Source organism: Synechococcus sp. LTW-R, assembly GCF_014217875.1.
GTDB lineage: Bacteria > Cyanobacteriota > Cyanobacteriia > PCC-6307 > Cyanobiaceae > Vulcanococcus.
The window spans coordinates 990,458-1,009,624 of record NZ_CP059060.1 but is presented as its reverse complement, the minus strand read 5'-3'; the positions used below and the strand labels follow the sequence as shown (position 1 = coordinate 1,009,624).

At 60.8% G+C, this 19,167-nt stretch carries 15 protein-coding genes, 2 tRNA genes and 3 rRNA genes; 15 read left to right on the top strand and 5 right to left on the bottom strand.

Annotated elements, in window-relative coordinates; genetic code table 11:
• Nucleotides 1-21: 21 nt before the first annotated feature.
• From H0O22_RS05755 to rrf, 6 genes are all read left to right on the top strand, one after another.
• A complete protein-coding gene (locus H0O22_RS05755) occupies nucleotides 22-330 on the top strand; it encodes a hypothetical protein (RefSeq protein WP_185188004.1) in 309 nt (102 codons plus the stop codon).
• A 568-nt stretch (nucleotides 331-898) separates the two neighbouring features.
• A 16S ribosomal RNA gene (locus H0O22_RS05750) occupies nucleotides 899-2,383 on the top strand.
• Between the two features lie 174 nt (nucleotides 2,384-2,557).
• Nucleotides 2,558-2,631, top strand: a tRNA-Ile gene (locus H0O22_RS05745).
• A gap of 26 nt (nucleotides 2,632-2,657) precedes the next feature.
• Nucleotides 2,658-2,730: transfer RNA gene (locus H0O22_RS05740), tRNA-Ala, on the top strand.
• Between the two features lie 437 nt (nucleotides 2,731-3,167).
• Nucleotides 3,168-6,043: ribosomal RNA gene (locus H0O22_RS05735) — 23S ribosomal RNA — on the top strand.
• 147 nt (nucleotides 6,044-6,190) lie between these two features.
• Nucleotides 6,191-6,307: ribosomal RNA gene (gene rrf, locus H0O22_RS05730) — 5S ribosomal RNA — on the top strand.
• The 16S, 23S and 5S rRNA genes sit together here with 2 tRNA genes alongside, the layout of an rRNA operon.
• A 306-nt stretch (nucleotides 6,308-6,613) precedes the next feature.
• Here the strand turns inward: rrf and H0O22_RS05725 are convergent.
• From H0O22_RS05725 to H0O22_RS05715, 3 genes are all read right to left on the bottom strand, one after another.
• Nucleotides 6,614-6,709 carry a hypothetical protein gene (locus H0O22_RS05725; RefSeq protein WP_255439506.1) on the bottom strand — a complete coding sequence of 32 codons (96 nt, stop codon included), beginning with the start codon at nucleotides 6,707-6,709 and terminating at the stop codon, nucleotides 6,614-6,616.
• A gap of 285 nt (nucleotides 6,710-6,994) precedes the next feature.
• The gene (locus tag H0O22_RS05720) at nucleotides 6,995-9,562 is read right to left on the bottom strand and encodes an ATP-dependent Clp protease ATP-binding subunit (RefSeq protein WP_185188003.1); all 2,568 of its coding nucleotides are present in this window, start codon (nucleotides 9,560-9,562) and stop codon (nucleotides 6,995-6,997) included.
• 182 nt (nucleotides 9,563-9,744) lie between these two features.
• A complete protein-coding gene (locus tag H0O22_RS05715; RefSeq protein WP_185188002.1) occupies nucleotides 9,745-10,209 on the bottom strand; it encodes a GNAT family N-acetyltransferase in 465 nt (154 codons plus the stop codon).
• Nucleotides 10,210-10,243: 34 nt separating this feature from the next.
• Between H0O22_RS05715 and lysA the strand changes: the two genes are divergently transcribed.
• The 9 genes from lysA to H0O22_RS05670 all read left to right on the top strand — a co-directional run bounded on the left by lysA (nucleotide 10,244) and on the right by H0O22_RS05670 (nucleotide 17,649).
• Nucleotides 10,244-11,635, top strand: a complete 1,392-nt coding sequence (gene lysA, locus H0O22_RS05710; RefSeq protein WP_255439505.1) for a diaminopimelate decarboxylase — start codon at nucleotides 10,244-10,246, stop codon at nucleotides 11,633-11,635.
• 90 nt (nucleotides 11,636-11,725) lie between these two features.
• On the top strand, nucleotides 11,726-12,493 hold the full coding sequence (locus H0O22_RS05705; protein WP_370521508.1) for a diadenylate cyclase: 768 nt from the start codon (nucleotides 11,726-11,728) through the stop codon (nucleotides 12,491-12,493).
• On the top strand, nucleotides 12,490-13,284 hold the full coding sequence (locus H0O22_RS05700) for an isoprenyl transferase (protein WP_185188001.1): 795 nt from the start codon (nucleotides 12,490-12,492) through the stop codon (nucleotides 13,282-13,284). Before H0O22_RS05705 ends, H0O22_RS05700 begins: the two co-directional genes overlap by 4 nt.
• 80 nt (nucleotides 13,285-13,364) lie before the next feature.
• Nucleotides 13,365-14,267, top strand: a complete 903-nt coding sequence (bioB, locus tag H0O22_RS05695; RefSeq protein WP_255439564.1) for a biotin synthase BioB — start codon at nucleotides 13,365-13,367, stop codon at nucleotides 14,265-14,267.
• A complete protein-coding gene (locus H0O22_RS05690) occupies nucleotides 14,264-15,178 on the top strand; it encodes a rhodanese-related sulfurtransferase (RefSeq protein WP_255439503.1) in 915 nt (304 codons plus the stop codon). The genes bioB and H0O22_RS05690 overlap by 4 nt, the downstream gene beginning before the upstream one ends.
• Before the next feature lie 5 nt (nucleotides 15,179-15,183).
• Entirely contained in the window at nucleotides 15,184-16,125 is a 942-nt protein-coding gene (locus H0O22_RS05685) for a DUF952 domain-containing protein (RefSeq protein WP_185187999.1), read from the top strand.
• Between the two features lie 2 nt (nucleotides 16,126-16,127).
• The gene (locus H0O22_RS05680; RefSeq protein ID WP_185187998.1) at nucleotides 16,128-16,625 is read left to right on the top strand and encodes a hypothetical protein; all 498 of its coding nucleotides are present in this window, start codon (nucleotides 16,128-16,130) and stop codon (nucleotides 16,623-16,625) included.
• The gene (locus tag H0O22_RS05675) at nucleotides 16,622-17,266 is read left to right on the top strand and encodes a DUF429 domain-containing protein (RefSeq protein WP_185187997.1); all 645 of its coding nucleotides are present in this window, start codon (nucleotides 16,622-16,624) and stop codon (nucleotides 17,264-17,266) included. Before H0O22_RS05680 ends, H0O22_RS05675 begins: the two co-directional genes overlap by 4 nt.
• Nucleotides 17,267-17,277: 11 nt before the next feature.
• On the top strand, nucleotides 17,278-17,649 hold the full coding sequence (locus H0O22_RS05670) for a DUF1622 domain-containing protein (protein WP_185187996.1): 372 nt from the start codon (nucleotides 17,278-17,280) through the stop codon (nucleotides 17,647-17,649).
• Here the strand turns inward: H0O22_RS05670 and lipA are convergent.
• Together lipA and recR are read right to left on the bottom strand one after the other, a co-directional pair.
• Complete coding sequence (gene lipA, locus H0O22_RS05665; RefSeq protein ID WP_185187995.1) at nucleotides 17,646-18,551, bottom strand: lipoyl synthase; 906 nt, start codon at nucleotides 18,549-18,551, stop codon at nucleotides 17,646-17,648. The genes H0O22_RS05670 and lipA overlap by 4 nt on opposite strands.
• 4 nt (nucleotides 18,552-18,555) lie before the next feature.
• Complete coding sequence (gene recR / locus H0O22_RS05660; protein ID WP_247911944.1) at nucleotides 18,556-19,125, bottom strand: recombination mediator RecR; 570 nt, start codon at nucleotides 19,123-19,125, stop codon at nucleotides 18,556-18,558.
• Nucleotides 19,126-19,167: the final 42 nt, after the last annotated feature.

The window sequence follows — 19,167 nt, the reverse complement described above, 5'->3', positions numbered from 1 at the left end:
TTAGCCGGTGCTGGGGGAGCTGTGGACGACAGACCGATCACACCCCATGCGGTTCCGATCTTTGATTCGGACGGCAACCTCACCTATGTGGGGGATGACGGACGCCGATATGTCGTGGGTCCCCTGCCGGAAACCGATGAGGCGAACGTTGATCGGGTGATGGAACGGCTTCGGGAGGGACAGGCCCTGTTCTCCCAGATCGAACAGCTCTCAGGGCAGTGGCTGGACCATGTCATTGGAGCGGATCTGGAGCGTCATTCAGCCTTGGCCCTCCTGCTGACGACCTTGGAGACCTTCCTCTCCGATCCGGAGTCTGGCGAGGACATCTGAACGACGCCGATCGGTAGCGGAGGCGACAGCGGCTCTGGTATGTTTCCGTAGCGCTCAGCGATCGCGAGATCACGGGCGGTGAACTGAAAGCCGAGGGAACTCGGTGATGTAAGTTCAACAAGCGGTCGCGAGGCCGCGGACCGAGAGCCCGAAAGACCTGAGAGGGTCGAGCTGAGAAGCGTGTGGCGATCGGAGCACCTGGACAACTGAACGTTTAGGAACTGACGCTTTCACTGCGTTAGTCGCGAGCTGAGGCTGAGAGGCTGAGGTGAGTGGTTAACGAAGATGCAGTGAGGGTGTGAGGTCCCGTCAAAAGTTTTTTAGTTGTGGAAGCTTGTTGCTTGCACGATCTGTCGACTCTCACGGTTGACGGTTGTGTCGGTGTGCAGCAAGTGGAGCAACGACCGGATCTGAGATCCTGGAAAGTCTGAACGAAAGAGATTTTGTTTTGCACTCTTTGAACGCTTCTGTCAGAGGAAGTGGCATCAACTGCGACCGTGCGCCAGCGCGAGTTGTGGGTGAGGCAAGTCAAATTGAGATCACGAAAGTGATCAATAGGATTTGATCTACAACGGAGAGTTTGATCCTGGCTCAGGATGAACGCTGGCGGCGTGCTTAACACATGCAAGTCGAACGAACCTTCGGGTTAGTGGCGGACGGGTGAGTAACGCGTGAGAATCTGCCCTCAGGAGGGGGATAACGGTTGGAAACGACCGCTAATACCCCATATGCCGAGAGGTGAAATGAATTTCGCCTGAGGATGAGCTCGCGTCTGATTAGTTAGTTGGTGGGGTAATGGCCTACCAAGACATCGATCAGTAGCTGGTCTGAGAGGATGATCAGCCACACTGGGACTGAGACACGGCCCAGACTCCTACGGGAGGCAGCAGTGGGGAATTTTCCGCAATGGGCGAAAGCCTGACGGAGCAACGCCGCGTGAGGGATGAAGGCCTCTGGGCTGTAAACCTCTTTTATCAAGGAAGAAGATCTGACGGTACTTGATGAATAAGCCACGGCTAATTCCGTGCCAGCAGCCGCGGTAATACGGGAGTGGCAAGCGTTATCCGGAATTATTGGGCGTAAAGCGTCCGCAGGCGGTCTGTCAAGTCTGCTGTTAAAGCGTGGAGCTTAACTCCATTTCGGCAGTGGAAACTGACAGACTAGAGTGTGGTAGGGGCAGAGGGAATTCCCGGTGTAGCGGTGAAATGCGTAGATATCGGGAAGAACACCAGTGGCGAAGGCGCTCTGCTGGGCCATAACTGACGCTCATGGACGAAAGCCAGGGGAGCGAAAGGGATTAGATACCCCTGTAGTCCTGGCCGTAAACGATGAACACTAGGTGTCGGGGGAATCGACCCCCTCGGTGTCGTAGCCAACGCGTTAAGTGTTCCGCCTGGGGAGTACGCACGCAAGTGTGAAACTCAAAGGAATTGACGGGGGCCCGCACAAGCGGTGGAGTATGTGGTTTAATTCGATGCAACGCGAAGAACCTTACCAGGGTTTGACATCCTGCGAATCTCTTGGAAACGAGAGAGTGCCTTCGGGAACGCAGTGACAGGTGGTGCATGGCTGTCGTCAGCTCGTGTCGTGAGATGTTGGGTTAAGTCCCGCAACGAGCGCAACCCACGTCGTTAGTTGCCAGCATTTAGTTGGGCACTCTAGCGAGACCGCCGGTGATAAACCGGAGGAAGGTGTGGATGACGTCAAGTCATCATGCCCCTTACATCCTGGGCTACACACGTACTACAATGCTACGGACAAAGGGCAGCAAACTCGCGAGAGCTAGCAAATCCCATAAACCGTGGCTCAGTTCAGATCGTAGGCTGCAACTCGCCTACGTGAAGGAGGAATCGCTAGTAATCGCAGGTCAGCATACTGCGGTGAATACGTTCCCGGGCCTTGTACACACCGCCCGTCACACCATGGAAGTTGGCCACGCCCGAAGCCGTTACTCCAACCCTTGTGGAGGAGGACGTCGAAGGTGGGGCTGATGACTGGGGTGAAGTCGTAACAAGGTAGCCGTACCGGAAGGTGCGGCTGGATCACCTCCTAACAGGGAGACAAACAACGATTTTGATGCCTGAGTACTTTTATTCTTAGGCCGAAATCCTGTCACCTTAGGTCGATCGGTACCTCAACTTCAATCCTGTGAGTCGTAAGGCTGCACAACGATTGATTTTTAGTTCCTAAACGTTGTCTAGGTCACCCCATAGAGGGTTCACTTCCTGGGCCATTAGCTCAGGTGGTTAGAGCGCACCCCTGATAAGGGTGAGGTCCCTGGTTCAAGTCCAGGATGGCCCATTCCAAAATCCAGTTTTGGATCATTTGGGGGTTTAGCTCAGTTGGTAGAGCGCCTGCTTTGCAAGCAGGATGTCAGCGGTTCGAGTCCGCTAACCTCCACTAACATATCTGAACTCCTAAGCCAGGAAGAGCTTCTGAGTTGGTGACTAGACGTTGTTCGCAGAGAATCCACTGGTTGAACCAGATGTATTCAGCCTCAGCTCATTGCTGATTCATGATTGAGTCAAGATTGAGCTGATGCTGAATTCACTCTCGAAAGAGAGAGGATTTAGCAGAACCTTGACAACTGCATAGGTGAGTCTGGAAAGACAAAAGCATCTCATAGAGATCAGAGCATTGTTCACCGCAAGGTGAATGGTGACCTGATAATTCTATTTTTGAGAGCCGAGACCTTCTAGCGTTCTTCCCAATCCGCCGAGGAGCGGGGAGTTTGATCCTTTTTTCTAACTGATCGAGAAGCAGAGCAATCTGATCTTTGGTTAAGAGAAAACTGAGAGAATGGGCCTCAACAGCCTGAAGCGTTAGGAGGATTAATTGGTCAAGCTACAAAGGGCTCACGGTGGATACCTTGGCACACAGAGGCGATGAAGGACGTGTTTACCTGCGATAAGTCTCGGGGAGCTGGAAAAACGCTTTGATCCGGGAATTTCCGAATGGGGCAACCCCTAGAACGGCCAGCTGAATCTATAGGCTGGCGCGAGCCAACCCAGCGAACTGAAACATCTTAGTAGCTGGAGGAAAGGAAAGTAAAAACGACTCCCTAAGTAGCGGCGAGCGAACGGGGAAGAGCCTAAACCGATAGTTTCGACTATCGGGGTTGTGGGACAGCAACGTGTATCAGGGAGGTTAGAAGAAGCGTTTGAATGGCGCGCCACAGAGGGTGAAAGCCCCGTATTCGAAAACTGAACTGAGCTAGCTGTATCCCGAGTAGCACGGAGCACGTGGAATTCCGTGTGAATCAGCGAGGACCACCTCGTAAGGCTAAGTACTCCTGTGTGACCGATAGCGCAACAGTACCGCGAGGGAAAGGTGAAAAGAACCCCGGGAGGGGAGTGAAATAGAACATGAAACCGTGAGCTTACAAGCAATGGGAGCCCTACTCATAGGGTGACCGTGTGCCTGTTGAAGAATGAGCCGGCGACTTATAGGCACTGGCAGGTTAAACCGGAAATGGTGGAGCCATAGCGAAAGCGAGTCTGAATAGGGCGATTGTCGGTGTTTATAGACCCGAACCCGGGTGATCTAACCATGGCCAGGATGAAGCTTGGGTGATACCAAGTGGAGGTCCGAACCGACTGATGTTGAAAAATCAGCGGATGAGCTGTGGTTAGGGGTGAAATGCCAATCGAACCCGGAGCTAGCTGGTTCTCCCCGAAATACGTTGAGGCGTAGCGTCTAGTGCTCCAGCAGGGGGGTAAAGCCACCGTTTCGGTGCGGGCTGCGAGAGCGGTACCAAATCGAGACGAACTCTGAATACCCTGTGTGTAACTAGGCAGTCAGACTGTGGGGGATAAGCTCCATGGTCGAAAGGGAAACAGCCCAGACCGCCAGCTAAGGTCCCCAAATCAACACTAAGTGATAAAGGAGGTGGGATTGCCGAGACAACCAGGAGGTTTGCCTAGAAGCAGCCATCCTCAAAGGAGTGCGTAATAGCTCACTGGTCGAGCGATCCTGCGCCGAAAATGAACGGGGCTAAGTGTTGTACCGAAGCTGCGGATTAAACTTGTTTAATGGTAGGGGAGCGTTCTATGTGGGGTGAAGCGTTAGCGTAAGCGGGCGTGGACTGCATAGAAGTGAGAATGTCGGCTTGAGTAGCGAAAAAATGGGTGAGAATCCCATTCCCCGAAACCCTAAGGGTTCCTCCGGCAGGCTCGTCCGCGGAGGGTTAGTCAGGACCTAAGGCGAGGCCGAAAGGCGTAGTCGATGGATAACAGGTCAACATTCCTGTACTGATCATGTTTTGGGAAGGAGGACGGAGAAGGCTAGCCAATCCGGATGTTGGTTACCGGTCCAAGCGTTCGAGGCGTTGAGAGCTGGCGAAAACAGCTTGAGCTGAGGCGTGAGTGCGAGCTGCTACGGCAGCGAAGTTGGTGACGTCAAGCTTCCAAGAAAAGCCCTATACCCGTTAAGGCATGATTACCTGTACCCGAAACCGACACAGGTGGGGTGGTAGAGAATACCGAGGGGCGCGAGGTAACTCTCTCTAAGGAACTCGGCAAAATGACCCCGTAACTTCGGGAGAAGGGGTGCCAGCGCGAGCTGGTCGCAGTGAATAGGCCCAGGCGACTGTTTACCAAAAACACAGGTCTCCGCTAAGTCGCAAGACGATGTATGGGGGCTGACGCCTGCCCAGTGCCGGAAGGTTAAAGAAGTTGGTCAGCGCAAGCGAAGCTAACGACTGAAGCCCCGGTGAACGGCGGCCGTAACTATAACGGTCCTAAGGTAGCGAAATTCCTTGTCGGGTAAGTTCCGACCCGCACGAAAGGCGTAACGATCTGGGCGCTGTCTCGGAGAGAGGCTCGGCGAAATAGAATTGTCTGTGAAGATGCGGACTACGTGCACCCGGACAGAAAGACCCTATGAAGCTTTACTGTAGCTTGGTATTGTGCTCGGGCTCGCAATGCGCAGGATAGGTGGGAGGCTTTGATCCATTGCTTGTGGGTGATGGTGAGCCACTGGTGAGATACCACTCTTTGCGAGCTAGGGTTCTAACGGTTACCCGTTATCCGGGAACCGGACAGTATCTGGTGGGCAGTTTGACTGGGGCGGTCGCCTCCTAAAAGGTAACGGAGGCGCGCAAAGGTTCCCTCAGGCTGGTTGGAAATCAGCCGACGAGTGCAAAAGCAGAAGGGAGCTTGACTGTGAGACCTACAAGTCGAACAGGTACGAAAGTAGGCTTTAGTGATCCGACGGTTCTGAGTGGAAGGGCCGTCGCTCAACGGATAAAAGTTACTCTAGGGATAACAGGCTGATCTCCCCCAAGAGTTCACATCGACGGGGAGGTTTGGCACCTCGATGTCGGCTCATCGCAACCTGGGGCTGAAGTCGGTCCCAAGGGTTGGGCTGTTCGCCCATTAAAGCGGTACGCGAGCTGGGTTCAGAACGTCGTGAGACAGTTCGGTCCATATCCGGTGCATGCGCAGGAATATTGAGAGGATTTCTCCCTAGTACGAGAGGACCGGGAGGAACGCACCTCTGGTGTACCAGTTATCGTGCCAACGGTAAACGCTGGGTAGCCATGTGCGGAGTGGATAACCGCTGAAAGCATCTAAGTGGGAAGCCCACCTCAAGATGAGTATTCCCATGGCTTAAGCCAGTAAGGTCACGGGCAGAACACCCGTTGATAGGCTCTATGTGGAAGCGCAGTAATGCGTGAAGCAGAGGAGTACTAATAGACCGAGGGCTTGACCAAATCTCATCTCTCAAAACACAATGATCGCAAGGTCAATGTGGAGAGCTTTTGAATTACAGAGCGACAACCTCAAGCAAGCGAAAGCAAGCATGAGAGTTGTTCGTAACCTATGCAGTTCTCAGGGTTCACCTGAGAGCGAATATCTATCCTGGTGTCCATGGCGCAGTGGAACCACTCCGATCCATCTCGAACTCGGCTGTGAAACGCTGTAGCGCCGACGATATTTGGGGGGTAGCCCCCTGAGAAAATAGGTCGATGCCAGGTAAAACATTCGCTCCACTAACTCAATCCATGCCGCTCTCTTCTGAAGATGAGAGCCATGGGTTGAGGCGAGAAAGCCACCCCTTAAGGGTGGCTTTTTTGTTGGCTTGAAATAACCAGGTGAGTATCCAAGCTGAGCCCCCTCGCCTCAAGACTTTGATCCCTTAGTGCTGCGGTTGTGCGGCTCGAGGAAGAGCCGCTCACCCCAAGATCTCAACCTCGGCGCATCCACCAAGAAAGAGAAAGCCGCTGGAGCACGGGACCCAGCGGCTTTTTGACTCCAATCAGGACATTCAGATTGCCGCGTAATCAGGAGCGATGCACGTGCACCTGCTTCCAGTTGCCATACAGCTTTTGCCAGATGCGTGTTTCGCAGCAGCGGCCTGTAATGGGATCACCGTTCACCAGTTCCGGTGTGATTTGTCTACTTAACTCCAGGTACTTTGATCGTCTGTTCCAATTGGTGGGAGGAATAGCTTGATTTCTTGTCCGTCTTCTTCATTTGTAGTGACTCCGAGAGCGCACTTCTGGCTTCTCCGATGGCTCATCTGTCTCTTATTTGACATTGCTCCTGCATTATCTGGCTCTGATCAATCTTCCCTTGTCGCTGCTTTGATGTTTCAGGCCCGTGCATGAAAAAGCCCGGTCATTGACCGGGCTTGATGATCTTTTTGATGCAGAAAGTCTTGCTTATACCGAAGCAAACTCAGGGATCGAAGGGGTAGTGGAGTCCTTGCGGATAACCACCTGCTTGTCGTCGTCGACATCCACCAGGGCGGTGTCGCCTTCGCCGATCCTGCCGGAGAGGAACTCTTCGGCGAGGGAATCTTCCAGTAGACGCATCACCGCGCGGCGAAGCGGGCGGGCTCCGTAGCTGGGGTTGTAGCCCTCATCTACCAGGCGTTCCTTGAAGGCTTCGGTCACCGTCAGGGTGATGCCCTTCTCCTGCATCCGAGCAAAGACCTCCTTGAGCATGATCTCGGAGATTTCCTTGACCTCGTCGCGGCTGAGCTGACGGAAGACGATGATTTCGTCGAGACGGTTGAGGAACTCAGGGCGGAAGTACTGCTTCAGCTCTTCGTTCACCAAGGAACGGATGCGGTTGTAGTTCGTCTCTTCGGCATCGCCACCCGAGAACTCGAAACCGAGGCCACCGCCACCTTTCTCGATGACCTTCGAACCGATGTTCGAGGTCATGATGATCAAGGTGTTCTTGAAGTCCACCGTGCGGCCCTTGGAATCGGTCAGGCGACCGTCTTCCAGGAGTTGCAGCAGCAGGTTGAACACATCGGGGTGGGCCTTCTCGATCTCGTCGAACAGCACCACGGTGTAGGGACGACGACGGACCGCTTCGGTGAGCTGACCGCCTTCGTTGAAGCCCACATAACCCGGAGGCGAACCAATCAGCTTGCTGACCGTGTGGCGCTCCATGAACTCCGACATGTCGAGGCGGATCATCGCTTCTTCGCTGCCGAAGAAGTACGCCGCCAGGGACTTCGTCAGCTCGGTCTTACCAACACCGGTGGGGCCGGAGAAGATGAAGCTGGCGATCGGACGGTTGGGGTTCTTCAGGCCAACCCGGGCACGGCGAATGGCGCGGGACACGGCCTTCACGGCTTCGTCCTGCCCGATCAGGCGCTGGTGGAGGGTTTCCTCCATGTTCAGCAGCTTGGCCGACTCGCTCTCGGTCAGCTTTTGGACAGGAACTCCGGTCCAGGAGGCAACGATCTGAGCGATGTCCTCTTCGGTCACCATCGGACCGGATTCGGCAGCGGCAGTAATTGGTGCCTCGACAACCGCGACGGGCGTCTCTGTGGTGGTGGCTTCGGCTGAAGCTTCGGGGGACTCAGCCGGCTTCTCTTCGTTGCGGTTCTGAAGGATTGAGCGGATCTGCTCGCGCAGTTCCACTTCTTTGTCGCGCAGTTCTCCAGCTTTGGCGAAGTCCTGCTCGCGCACGGCTTCATCCTTTTGCTTCTCGATGTCGCGCAGCTGCTTGTCGACTTCCTTGGCCGCCGGGGGCAGCTTGGAATTCATCAGGCGCACGCGGCTGCCGGCTTCATCGATCAAGTCGATGGCCTTGTCGGGCAGGAAGCGATCGGAGATGTAGCGGTCACCCAGGGTCGCGGCTGCCACCAGGGCCTCATCGGCAATCTTGAGGCGGTGGTGCGATTCGTAGCGCTCCTTCAGGCCCCGCAGGATCTCAATAGTGTCCTCGACCGAGGGCTCGCCCACCTGCACCGGCTGGAAGCGACGCTCAAGAGCGGCATCCCGCTCGATGTGTTTGCGGTACTCGTCGAGGGTCGTTGCGCCGATGCACTGCAGTTCACCGCGGGCCAGGGCCGGCTTGAGGATGTTGGCGGCATCGATGGCGCCCTCGGCGGCGCCGGCACCGATCAGGGTGTGGACTTCGTCGATCACCAGGATCACGTTCCCGGCGCCACGGATCTCCTCCATGATCTTTTTAAGGCGTTCCTCAAATTCGCCTCGGTACTTCGTGCCAGCGACCAGCAGGCCGATGTCCAGAGTGAGGACACGCTTGTCTTCGAGGATGTCGGGAACATCACCGGAGTTGATGCGCTGGGCCAGGCCCTCGGCGATGGCGGTTTTGCCCACGCCGGGCTCGCCGATCAGCACCGGGTTGTTCTTGGTGCGGCGACCCAGGATCTGGATGACCCGTTCAATTTCGTGCTGACGACCGACGACGGGGTCGAGCTTGCCGTCGCAGGCTTGCTGGGTCAGGTTGCTACCGAATTCGTCCAGGGTCGGGGTCTTCGTGGAACCCTTTCCGCCGCCACCGCCACCGCCACCGCTGGCCACTTCAGCGGTCTCGCCCAGCATGCGAATGACCTGGGTGCGGACCTTGGCCAGGTCGACGCCGAGGTTCTCGAGAACACGGGCTGCGACGCCTTCGCCTTCGCGGATCAGGCCCAGGAGCAGGTGTTCCGTACCGATGTAGTTGTGGCCGAGCTGACGGGCTTCCTCGAGGGAGAGCTCCAGCACCCGTTTCGCTCTGGGCGTGAACGGAATCTCAACCGCGACGAAGCCGGAACCGCGGCCGATGATTTTCTCGACCTCGACGCGAGCGTCCTTGAGGTTGACCCCCATGGACTTCAGGACCTTCGCGGCGACGCCGGTGCCTTCTCCGATCAAGCCCAGGAGGATCTGCTCGGTGCCCACGAAGTTGTGACCCAGGCGGCGGGCCTCTTCTTGGGCCAGCATGATCACCTTGATGGCCTTCTCGGTAAACCGCTCGAACATGGGGCGGGGCCTGGCTGCATTTACCCCCAATTTATCAGGGTTGCTTGGGGGTGTGTGGGATGGATTTCAAATGTCCAGAAATCAGCTCCACGACAGCGATCCCCCCGCATGATCGTCACACTGAAGCCGCCAAAAGTTTCCGGTTCTCGCTATCAGGAAAGGGCGGCAATCCGTACCGCCTCTCAGTCGCGTATTTCGACCCATTGGATCAGGGCATCGCTTCCGTTGCGGTAGTAGCCGCGACGGATTCCGGCTGTGCTGAAGCCCAGTTGTCCATAGAGCGCCAGGGCCGCCGCGTTGTCGGAGGCCACTTCGAGGGTTGCCTGGCAGGCGCCCTGGCTGCGTGCCTCACTGAGTAGGGCCTGAAGGACCTGCCGTCCCAGGCCTTGACGCCGCAGTCCTGGGGCAACGGCCACGGTGGTGATTTGCAGTTCGTCGAGCACCAGCAGGCCGCAGGCCAGGGCGACGAGCTGGTCGGCTCGCCAGAGCCCCCGTCCTGGTCGCTTCAAGTCAGCGAGTTCGCTGCACCATTGCGCTTCGCTCCAGAGGCCCCCCAGGGCGGCTTGATCGAGGGCGAGGCAAGGGGCGAGGTGCTCGGGCAGCAGGGGCGCGAGCCGGATCAAGGGATCGGCTGTGTTGGGCGCCACGGTGGCCTCGATGCGTCCTCTTTAGGATCGCTCGATGACTTCTTCGATGGCGACAGCCGATCTCCAAGTGAGCAACCGGCCCTTTGAGAGCAATCGCGATACCAGCAGCCCCAACCGCAACCTGACTCCGGTCACCACATCCGTCGGTCCCACCGGTGCGCTGGAAGTGGGCGGCTGCGGCCTGAGCGATCTGGCTCGCCGCTACGGCACGCCCTTGTATGTGCTCGACGAGGCCACCCTGCGCGGCACGGCCCAGGCCTACCGCAAGGCTCTGGCCTCGCACTACCCCGGCTCGGCCTTGGCGCTCTATGCCTCCAAGGCCAACAGCAGCCTGGCAATCACCGCCGTCGTTGCTTCGGAAGGCCTTGGCCTCGATGCGGTCTCCGCCGGTGAGCTCCTGACGGCGGTCCAGGGGGGTATGCCTCCGGAGCGCATCGTCTTCCACGGCAACAACAAGAGCCGCGACGAGCTCCAGCTGGCCGCCGACCTCGGCGTCACCGTGGTGGCCGATAACTGGTCCGACCTCGAGCTGCTCGCTGAACTCGGCTTGAGCCAGCCCGTGCGGCTGATGCTGCGCTTCACCCCCGGGATCGAGTGTCACACGCACGAGTACATCCGCACCGGGCACCTGGACAGCAAGTTCGGCTTTGACCCCGATCAACTCGAGCCGGTGCTTCAGCACCTCAAGGGCTGCAGCTGGGCCCTGGTGACCGGCCTGCACGCCCACATCGGTTCCCAGATTTTCGAGCTCCAACCCCACCGCGACCTGGCGGTGGTGATGGCGGATGCGCTCAAGCTGGCCCGTGAGCTCGGTCATCCCGTTTCCGATCTGAACATCGGTGGCGGTTTGGGGATTCGTTACGTCGAATCCGATGACCCCCCGTCCATTGATGAATGGGTGCGCACCGTCGCCGAAGCCGTCGCGGCTGCTTGCCACGATCGTGGGCTGGACTTGCCGCGTCTGCTCTGTGAGCCCGGCCGCTCCCTGGTGGCCACCGCGGGGGTGACCCTTTACAGCGTGGGCAGCCGCAAGGAGATCCCCGGGATTCGTACCTACCTCTCCGTCGATGGCGGGATGAGCGACAACCCCCGGCCGATTACGTATCAATCGCTGTACACCGCCGTTCTGGCTGATCGCCCCGAGGCCGAGGCCAGCGACACCGTCACCCTGGCCGGCAAGCACTGCGAGTCCGGCGATGTCTTGCTGAAGGACCTGGCCCTGCCTCCTTCGCAGGCGGGCGATGTTTTGGCAGTCTTTGCCACCGGCGCCTACAACTCCTCGATGGCCTCCAACTACAACCGCATTCCCCACCCCGCGGCGGTGATGGTGCATGACGGGATGGCGGAGTTGGTGCAACGCCGTGAGTTGCCAGAGGAATTGCTGCGCTACGACGTTCTGCCCGAACGCCTTCGGCCAGTACTCTGATAATCAGCGAATAGAGCAAGGGTGCTCGGGTTGATCGGGGGAATCCAGCTGGGCTTCGTGCTGGATCTCCTGTTGGCCACCGCCCTTGGCATGGTCGTGCTGGCTCGTGTGAACGAGCCGCGCACACTATGGCTGTTGCGGGGGTACCTGACGCTCGTGGCCCTGGCCTGGGTGGTTCAGCGCTACGCGAATTTGCCCCTCACCAGCAAGCTGGTGGACGCCCTGGTCATGGCCTGCAGCTTGGCCCTGGCCATCCTCTGGCAAGGGGAATTGCGGCGCCTGATGGAGCTGCTGGGAACCGGTCGCCTCGATGTTCTCTTTGGCAGCCAACGGGCCAACAAGCTCGCCTCGAGCTCCGTCGGTGTCCTCAGTGAGGCCGCTGGCCGCCTCTCCCAGATCCGCCGCGGTGGCTTGATCGTCCTCGATCTCGGCAGCGACCTGCGTCCGGAGGACTTCCTGAACCCCGGCATTGCCCTCGATGCCCAGCTCTCGGTTGATTTGCTGCTCAACCTGTTTGCGATAGACACACCGCTCCATGACGGCGCGGTGCTGGTCAAGGGCAATCGGATCCTTTCGGCCGGCGTGATCCTGCCGCTCTCCCGCCAGGGGCTGAACCGCTATGGCACCCGCCACCTGGCGGCGTTGGGGATCACCGAACGGTTTGACCGCTGCCTCTGCATCGTCGTGTCCGAGGAAACGGGCACCCTCTCGTTGGCCAAGCAGGGCCGGCTGGAACGACCGATTACCAGCTCTCGCCTGCAGGACTTGTTGAGTGAGGCCCTCGCCCAGGCTCCCAAATCAGCAACAAAAAGTGCTGGTCGTAGCGTGTCCGTAGATTCGTCGGAGCCTCTCGCATGAGTCGTTCCCTGACGACTGCACCCACTGTCGAAGGGAACAGGCCCTCGCGCTGCGCCCTCCCGCCTGGGCTGGACCCAGGTCGCCTGCCAGCCCATGTCGCCGTGATCATGGACGGCAATGGCCGCTGGGCTGGTCAGCGCAAGTTGCCCCGGGTGATGGGGCACCGTGAGGGTGTTGAAGCGCTCAAGCGCACCCTGCGCCTCTGCAGCGACTGGGGGATTGGCTCGCTCACGGCCTACGCCTTCTCCACGGAGAACTGGAACCGACCCGGAGAAGAAGTCAGCTTCCTGATGACCCTGTTCGAGCGGGTCCTCGCCAAGGAGCTGAAGGCTCTGGAGCAGGAGCAGGTGCGCATCCGCTTTCTGGGCGATCTCGAGCAACTTCCCGAGGGACTCCAGCAGCTGATTCAGGACGCCACGGATCGCACCGCGTCCAACACGGGCATTCGCTTCAACGTCTGCACCAACTACGGCGGTCGCCGCGAGCTGGTCCGCGCCGCCAGGTTGTTGGCCGAGCAGGTGGCCCGGGGTGAGCTCGAGCCAGGGGCCATCGATGAGCAGGCCTTTGCCTCAAAGCTCCTCACCGCCGGTGAACCGGATCCTGATCTGTTGATTCGCACCAGCGGTGAGCAGCGCATTAGCAATTTTCTGCTCTGGCAATTGGCCTACGCCGAGCTGCACATCACCGACGTCCTCTGGCCTGATTTCGATGAAACGGCTCTGGTGACGGCCTTGATGGATTTCCAGAACCGCCAACGCCGCTTCGGCGGCGTTGAATCCGTCTCCTCCTGACTCCCGTGACCTCCTCCTCCCTTTCGGTGCGCCACGATTGGAGCACCGCTGAGATCCAGGCGCTTCTTGAGCTGCCGCTGATGGATCTGCTCTGGCAGGCCCAGGAGGTGCACCGCCAGGCCAATCCCGGGTATCGGGTTCAGTTGGCCTCCCTGTTGAGTGTCAAAACCGGCGGCTGCGAGGAGGACTGCGCCTATTGCCCGCAGTCGATGCACAACAGCAGCGATGTGGCCGGACAGCCCGAGCTCGAGGTGGAGCCTGTCTTGGCCCGGGCACGAGCCGCCAAGGAGGCCGGCGCCCATCGTTTCTGCATGGGTTGGGCCTGGCGCGACATCCGTGATGGCGCCCCCTTTGAGGCGATGTTGTCGATGGTGCGCGGCGTCCGTGAGCTGGGCATGGAGGCCTGTGTCACCGCCGGGATGCTGACTGACAGTCAGGCCGCCCGTTTGGCCGAGGCGGGGTTGACCTCTTACAACCACAACCTCGACACGAGCCCGGAGCACTACGACCGGATCATCACGACGCGTACCTATGAGGAGCGCCTCGAGACCCTGGCCCGGGTGCGCAAGGCCGGGATCTCGATGTGCTGCGGCGGGATCATCGGCATGGGCGAGAGCCTGACCGACCGGGCTTCGCTGCTGCAGGTGCTCGCCTCGATGAACCCCCATCCCGAGAGCGTTCCGATCAACGCCCTAGTGGCTGTGGAAGGCACCCCGCTGGAGGAGCAACCCGCCGTTGATCCCCTTGATCTGGTGCGCATGGTGGCCGTCGCTCGGATCCTGATGCCCCACAGCCGCGTTCGCCTGAGTGCGGGCCGGGAAACCATGAGCCGCGAGGGTCAGGTGCTCTGCCTGTTGGCGGGTGCGGATTCGATCTTCTATGGCGAGACCCTGCTGACCACCGGAAACCCCGATGTGGAGGCCGATCAACAGCTGATGGCCCTGGCGGGCGTTACCCCCTGGCAGGAGCAGGTGCTGGCGTGAGCAGCCTGGTGATGGCCTTCTACGGCTTCACCGCCATGGAGGGACTGCCGGCGCTGCAGCAGGAGCTCAAGGCCCTGGCGGAGCAGGGGTGCGTGCGGGGCACGATCCTGCTGGCCGAAGAAGGGGTGAACGGCACCATCAGTGGCCCCGATGCCGGTGTGACGGCGGTCCTGGATCGGCTGCGGCAGCTGCCCGGCCTGGAGGGGCTTGAGGCCAAGTTCAGCCGCGCGGAGCAGCAGACCTTCCATCGGCTCAAGGTGCGGCTGAAGCGCGAGATCGTCACCATGGGCTGCCCCACGGTGAAGCCGGCCGAGCAGGTGGGGACCTATGTCCCACCCGAGCAGTGGAACGCCCTGATCGCCGATCCGGACACCTTGGTGGTGGACACGCGCAACCGCTACGAGGTCGAAGTGGGCAGCTTCGCCGGGGCGATTGATCCCGGGACGGAGAGCTTTCGGGAATTCCCCGCCTGGGTCGAGCAGACGCTGCGGCCGCTGGTGGAAGAGACACAACCCAAGGCGATTGCGATGTTCTGCACCGGCGGCATCCGTTGCGAGAAGAGTACGGCCTATTTGCTCCAGCAGGGCTTTGAGAACGTCCACCACCTGCAGGGCGGAATCCTGAGGTACCTCGAGGAGATCCCAGAGGCGCGCAGCAGCTGGCAGGGGGAGTGCTACGTCTTCGATCAGCGGGTGAGCGTCAATCACCAGCTGCAGCCCGGCAGCTACAGCCTCTGCCATGCCTGCGGTTTGCCGGTGTCCCCGGCCCAGCGTTTGGAGCCGAGCTATCGCGAAGGCATCAGCTGTCCCCATTGCATCGACCGCTTTAGTGACGCGGATCGTGAGCGTTTTGCCGAGCGCCAGCGCCAGATGCATTTGGCCCGCGAGCGCGGTCAGCAGCACCTCGGTTAGGGCTGATGGGGCCCGTTCTCTACAGCTTCCGCCGCTGTCCCTATGCGATGCGGGCGCGCCTGGCTCTGGCGGCGGCGGGGCAGGTCGTGGAGTTGCGGGAGGTGGCCTTAAAAGCCAAGGCGCCCGAGCTCCTGGAGGCTTCCGCGAAGGGCACCGTGCCGGTGCTCGTGCAAACCGATGGGGCGGTGCTCGAGGAGAGCCTCGAGATCATGCGCTGGGCGCTCGAGCAGGCCGATCCGCTGGGCTGGTTGCAGGCCGATCAGGCTGCAACCGCAGCTCTGATCGCGCAGAACGACGGGCCCTTCAAGCGGCACCTCGATCGCTTCAAGTACCCCGACCGCTACGGCGAGGTGGAGCCCATGGAGCATCGAGCGGCGGCGCTGGTGATCCTGCGGGAGTGGGAGCAGCGGCTCGCCGTTGGGGGTTGGTTGCTCGGTGCCCAGGCCACCCTGGCGGATTGGTCCCTGCTGCCCTTTGTGCGCCAGTTCCGCCTGGCGGACCCGGATGGCTTCGCGTCGGAGCCCGCTCTTGATGGCATCAAAGACTGGTTGACGCGGTTTGAGCGCTCCGAGCTGTTGGCGCGAGTGATGGACTCCCCTTGGGCGGAGCGCCGCTGCTGGCGTTCACCGCGTTGGCTGTATCACCTGGCCCTGGCCGCCGATTGGCAGCAGGCGCGTCAGCTCGGGGAGTACCGAATCTCCACCCGCGGCCAGAGCCTGGAGCAAGTGGGTTTCATCCATGCCAGCTACGCGGATCAATTGGAGGGGACTCACCAGCGCTTCTACGCCGATGTCAGCGATCTGCGCTTGCTGGTGATCGATCCGACCCGCTTGGCGGCCCATGGCATCGCGGTGCGACCGGAGGCCGCACCCGGCAGCGGTGAGCTTTTCCCCCATCTGTATGGGCCCTTGCCCTTGGATGCGGTCTGTTTGGTGGAGCGCTGGTAGTCGTGGCTGAACGCTTGTCACTCACGGAGATTGAGCAACGGGCCACGGCGCGGGGGCTGCTGCTGCGGTTGCAGGTCAAGCAGCTCTTGGCGGTCACGATCCTGCGGGTGGTGGTGGCGCGACCGCGGCAGGGACAGCCACCCCTGTTGCTCGGCGAACTCAAGGGCTGGGCATTGCCCCTGCCCGATGGCCTGCAGCTCGACACGATGCGCGTTCAGGGGCAGGACACCCAGGGGGTTAGTCCCCTGATCTGGGCCGCCACCTTTGCCTGGGCCCTGGAGTCCACCCCCTGCCGAAGCGCTCGGTTGCTGGCGATCCGCGACAACGAGCAGCAGCACCGTCGTTTGGTCCGTTATTTCCGTCAGCTCGGCTTTGAGCCTACCCGTGAGGTGGCGGCCGCGGCGCTGGATCTCCCCCTGCGCCTGGTCTGGGGTGGTGCGGGCTTGCTGATGCGCGGGGACATCACCGAAGGGCTCGAGCGCGTCAGCCGCCGGCTGTGATCGTCGCTGGCATCGATGTGGGTGGCGCCCGCAAGGGTTTCCACGCGGTGTTGCTGGAGGGCCGCCGCGTGGTGGATCAGCGCAACACCTCCGATGCGGAGGCGTTGGCGCATTGGTGTCTCCGGGCGGAGCGGATCGCGATCGATGCCCCCTGCGGCTGGGCCCTGGCGGGGCAGCGCTCGCGCCTCTGTGAGCGTCAGCTTTTGGCCGCCGGCGTTCATTGCTTCGCGACGCCCACCCGGGATGCGGCGCTGGCCAGCCGCAGCAATTTCTACGGCTGGATGCTCCGCGGTGAAGCGCTCTATGCGGCGCTGCAAGGGCACGGGGTGCCAATCGCCCGTGAGGTGCAAGCCCTGCAGGCTCGCTGCTGCTTTGAGAGCTTTCCCCACGGCATCACCATCGCCCTCTCCCCGCAGCTGGAGGTGAAGGCCGCCCTGAAGCTCGAGCAGCGCTCAGCACTGCTGGAGCGCTTTGGTGTTTCGCGGAGTGGCTTGAGCAGCATTGACTGGATTGATGCGGCCGTCTGCGCGCTCTTCGCAGAGCTGTTGGCCGAGGGATCCCCAGTCGACGTCTACGGCGAGCCGGGTGGCGGGCTGTTGGTGTTGCCCGTTTGCGCGCGCCACACTGCGGGCAGTGGCTGAACACTCGGGCGATGAATCTCCATGGGACGGAGCTACTGCTCAACCATTCCGCCCAAGCGCTTCGGCAGCTGCTGGAGTTCCTCTCGCTGATCTCCGTGGCGATCGGCTTGGTGGCTGTGCTGAGCGGCGCCCGCAAGTTGCGGCTGCGGGAGATCCCGCCCCATCTGGTGCAACGGGGGCCGGTGACGATGGCCCGGGTCACCTTCGGCTCCTGGGTTGCCCTGGCGCTGGAGTTTCAGTTGGGAGCCGATGTGGTCTTGACGACCATCAGCCGCGAGCCCAATGCCCTGATCCAGTTGGGTGCGGTGGCCTTGATTCGGACCTTCCTGAACTTCTTCTTGGCCCTGGAATTACGCCAAGAGGATCGGCATCCCGGCAGCTAGCTGGGGTTTGCCGCGTGATAACTGCTGCGCACCAGGGGGCCGGAGCGGACATCCCTGAAGCCAAGGTCTCTTGCGATCTGTCCGAGCTCGTCGAACTCCTCGGGAGTCCAGTAGCGCTCCACAGGGATGTGGGCCAAGGAGGGCCTCAGGTACTGGCCGATCGTGAGCCTCTGGCAGTCCACGGCCCGTAGATCGCGCATCGCCGCGACCACCTCGTTGGCGGTTTCACCCAGGCCGAGCATCAGACCGCTCTTGGTGGGAATCCCCGGCGCCAGCTCGCGGGCGGCGGCCAGCAGTCCGAGAGAGGGGCGGTAGGTGGCCCCGCGGCGGACCTCGCCCTGCAGGCGCTCCACGGTTTCGAGGTTGTGGTTGAAGCAGACCGGCTGGGCTGCGAGCACCGTTTGCAGCCGTTGCCGTTGGGCGGCGATCCCCTCGGCTTCGTCGCGGTAGCCCCCCCAGAAGTCTGGGGTGAGTACCTCGATCGCGATCAGTGGATTCCTTGCCCGGATGGCGGCCATGGCCCGGGTGAAGAGGTAGGCCCCGTGGTCGCTTTGATCGTCCCGGGCGACCGAGGTGAGCACGACATAGCGCAACCCCAGGGTGGTGACGGCCTCGGCGACGCGCTCGGCTTCCTGGTCATCAAGGGGCTCGGGGGCAAGTCCCTTGTCCACCTGGCAGAAGGCGCAGCTGCGGGTGCAGATCGATCCCCCCAGCAAAAACGTGGCCGTTCCGGAGGCGTAGCACTCACCGCGGTTTGGGCAGCGCCCCTCCTCGCAGATGGTATGCAGCCGCTGCTGCTTCACCACGGCCTGCACCGACTCCAGTTCGGTGGCATTGCCGATCGGCGTGCGGATCCATTCCGGTAGCCGTTCTTTTGGAGGGACCTGGCTGTAGCGGCTCATCGGGTCACTCCATCCGCCGCCGGCCCTCGAGGGCCCGCGCCAGGGTCACCTCATCGGCGTACTCCAGTTCGCTACCCACCGGCAGCCCGTAGGCGATGCGGCTGACCTGGGTGAAGGGTTTCAGTAGGCGGGCGAGGTAAAGGCTGGTGGTGTCCCCCTCGACGCTGGGGGTGAGGGCCAGGATGACCTCGTTGATGCCATCCCGATCCACCCGTTCCACGAGCGGCTGGATGTGCAGGAGCTCCGGACCGATCCCATCCATCGGTGAGATCAGCCCGCCAAGGACGTGATAGCTCCCCTTGAATTCGCGGGTGCGCTCTAGGGCCAGCAGATCACGGGAATCAGCGACCACACAGATCACGCCGGTGCTGCGTGTTTCATTGCGGCAGATCTCGCAGAGGGGATCCGCGGAGAGGTGGAAGCAGCGTTGGCATTGGCCCACCTGGCTGCGGGCCGCGAGCAGGGCGTCTGCGAAGGCTTGGATCTGCTCGCTGGGCTGGTTCAACAGGTGCAGCGCCAGCCGCTGGGCCGTGCGAGGCCCGATGCCGGGGAGCCGCTCGAACTGATCGATCAGCCGTGCCAGGGGTCTGGTGAAGCCGCTCAGATCCCTTTGGGC

Coding starts and splice junctions, on each gene's coding strand:
- H0O22_RS05705 (WP_370521508.1), top strand. CDS start 11,726: ATGGTCGTGCTGGCTCGTGTGAACGAGCCGCGCACACTATGGCTGTTG.
- bioB (WP_255439564.1), top strand. CDS start 13,365: ATGGATCTGCTCTGGCAGGCCCAGGAGGTGCACCGCCAGGCCAATCCC.
- H0O22_RS05700 (WP_185188001.1), top strand. CDS start 12,490: ATGAGTCGTTCCCTGACGACTGCACCCACTGTCGAAGGGAACAGGCCC.
- lipA (WP_185187995.1), bottom strand. CDS start 18,551: ATGAGCCGCTACAGCCAGGTCCCTCCAAAAGAACGGCTACCGGAATGG.
- lysA (WP_255439505.1), top strand. CDS start 10,244: ATGACTTCTTCGATGGCGACAGCCGATCTCCAAGTGAGCAACCGGCCC.
- H0O22_RS05720 (WP_185188003.1), bottom strand. CDS start 9,562: ATGTTCGAGCGGTTTACCGAGAAGGCCATCAAGGTGATCATGCTGGCC.
- H0O22_RS05685 (WP_185187999.1), top strand. CDS start 15,184: ATGGGGCCCGTTCTCTACAGCTTCCGCCGCTGTCCCTATGCGATGCGG.
- H0O22_RS05670 (WP_185187996.1), top strand. CDS start 17,278: ATGAATCTCCATGGGACGGAGCTACTGCTCAACCATTCCGCCCAAGCG.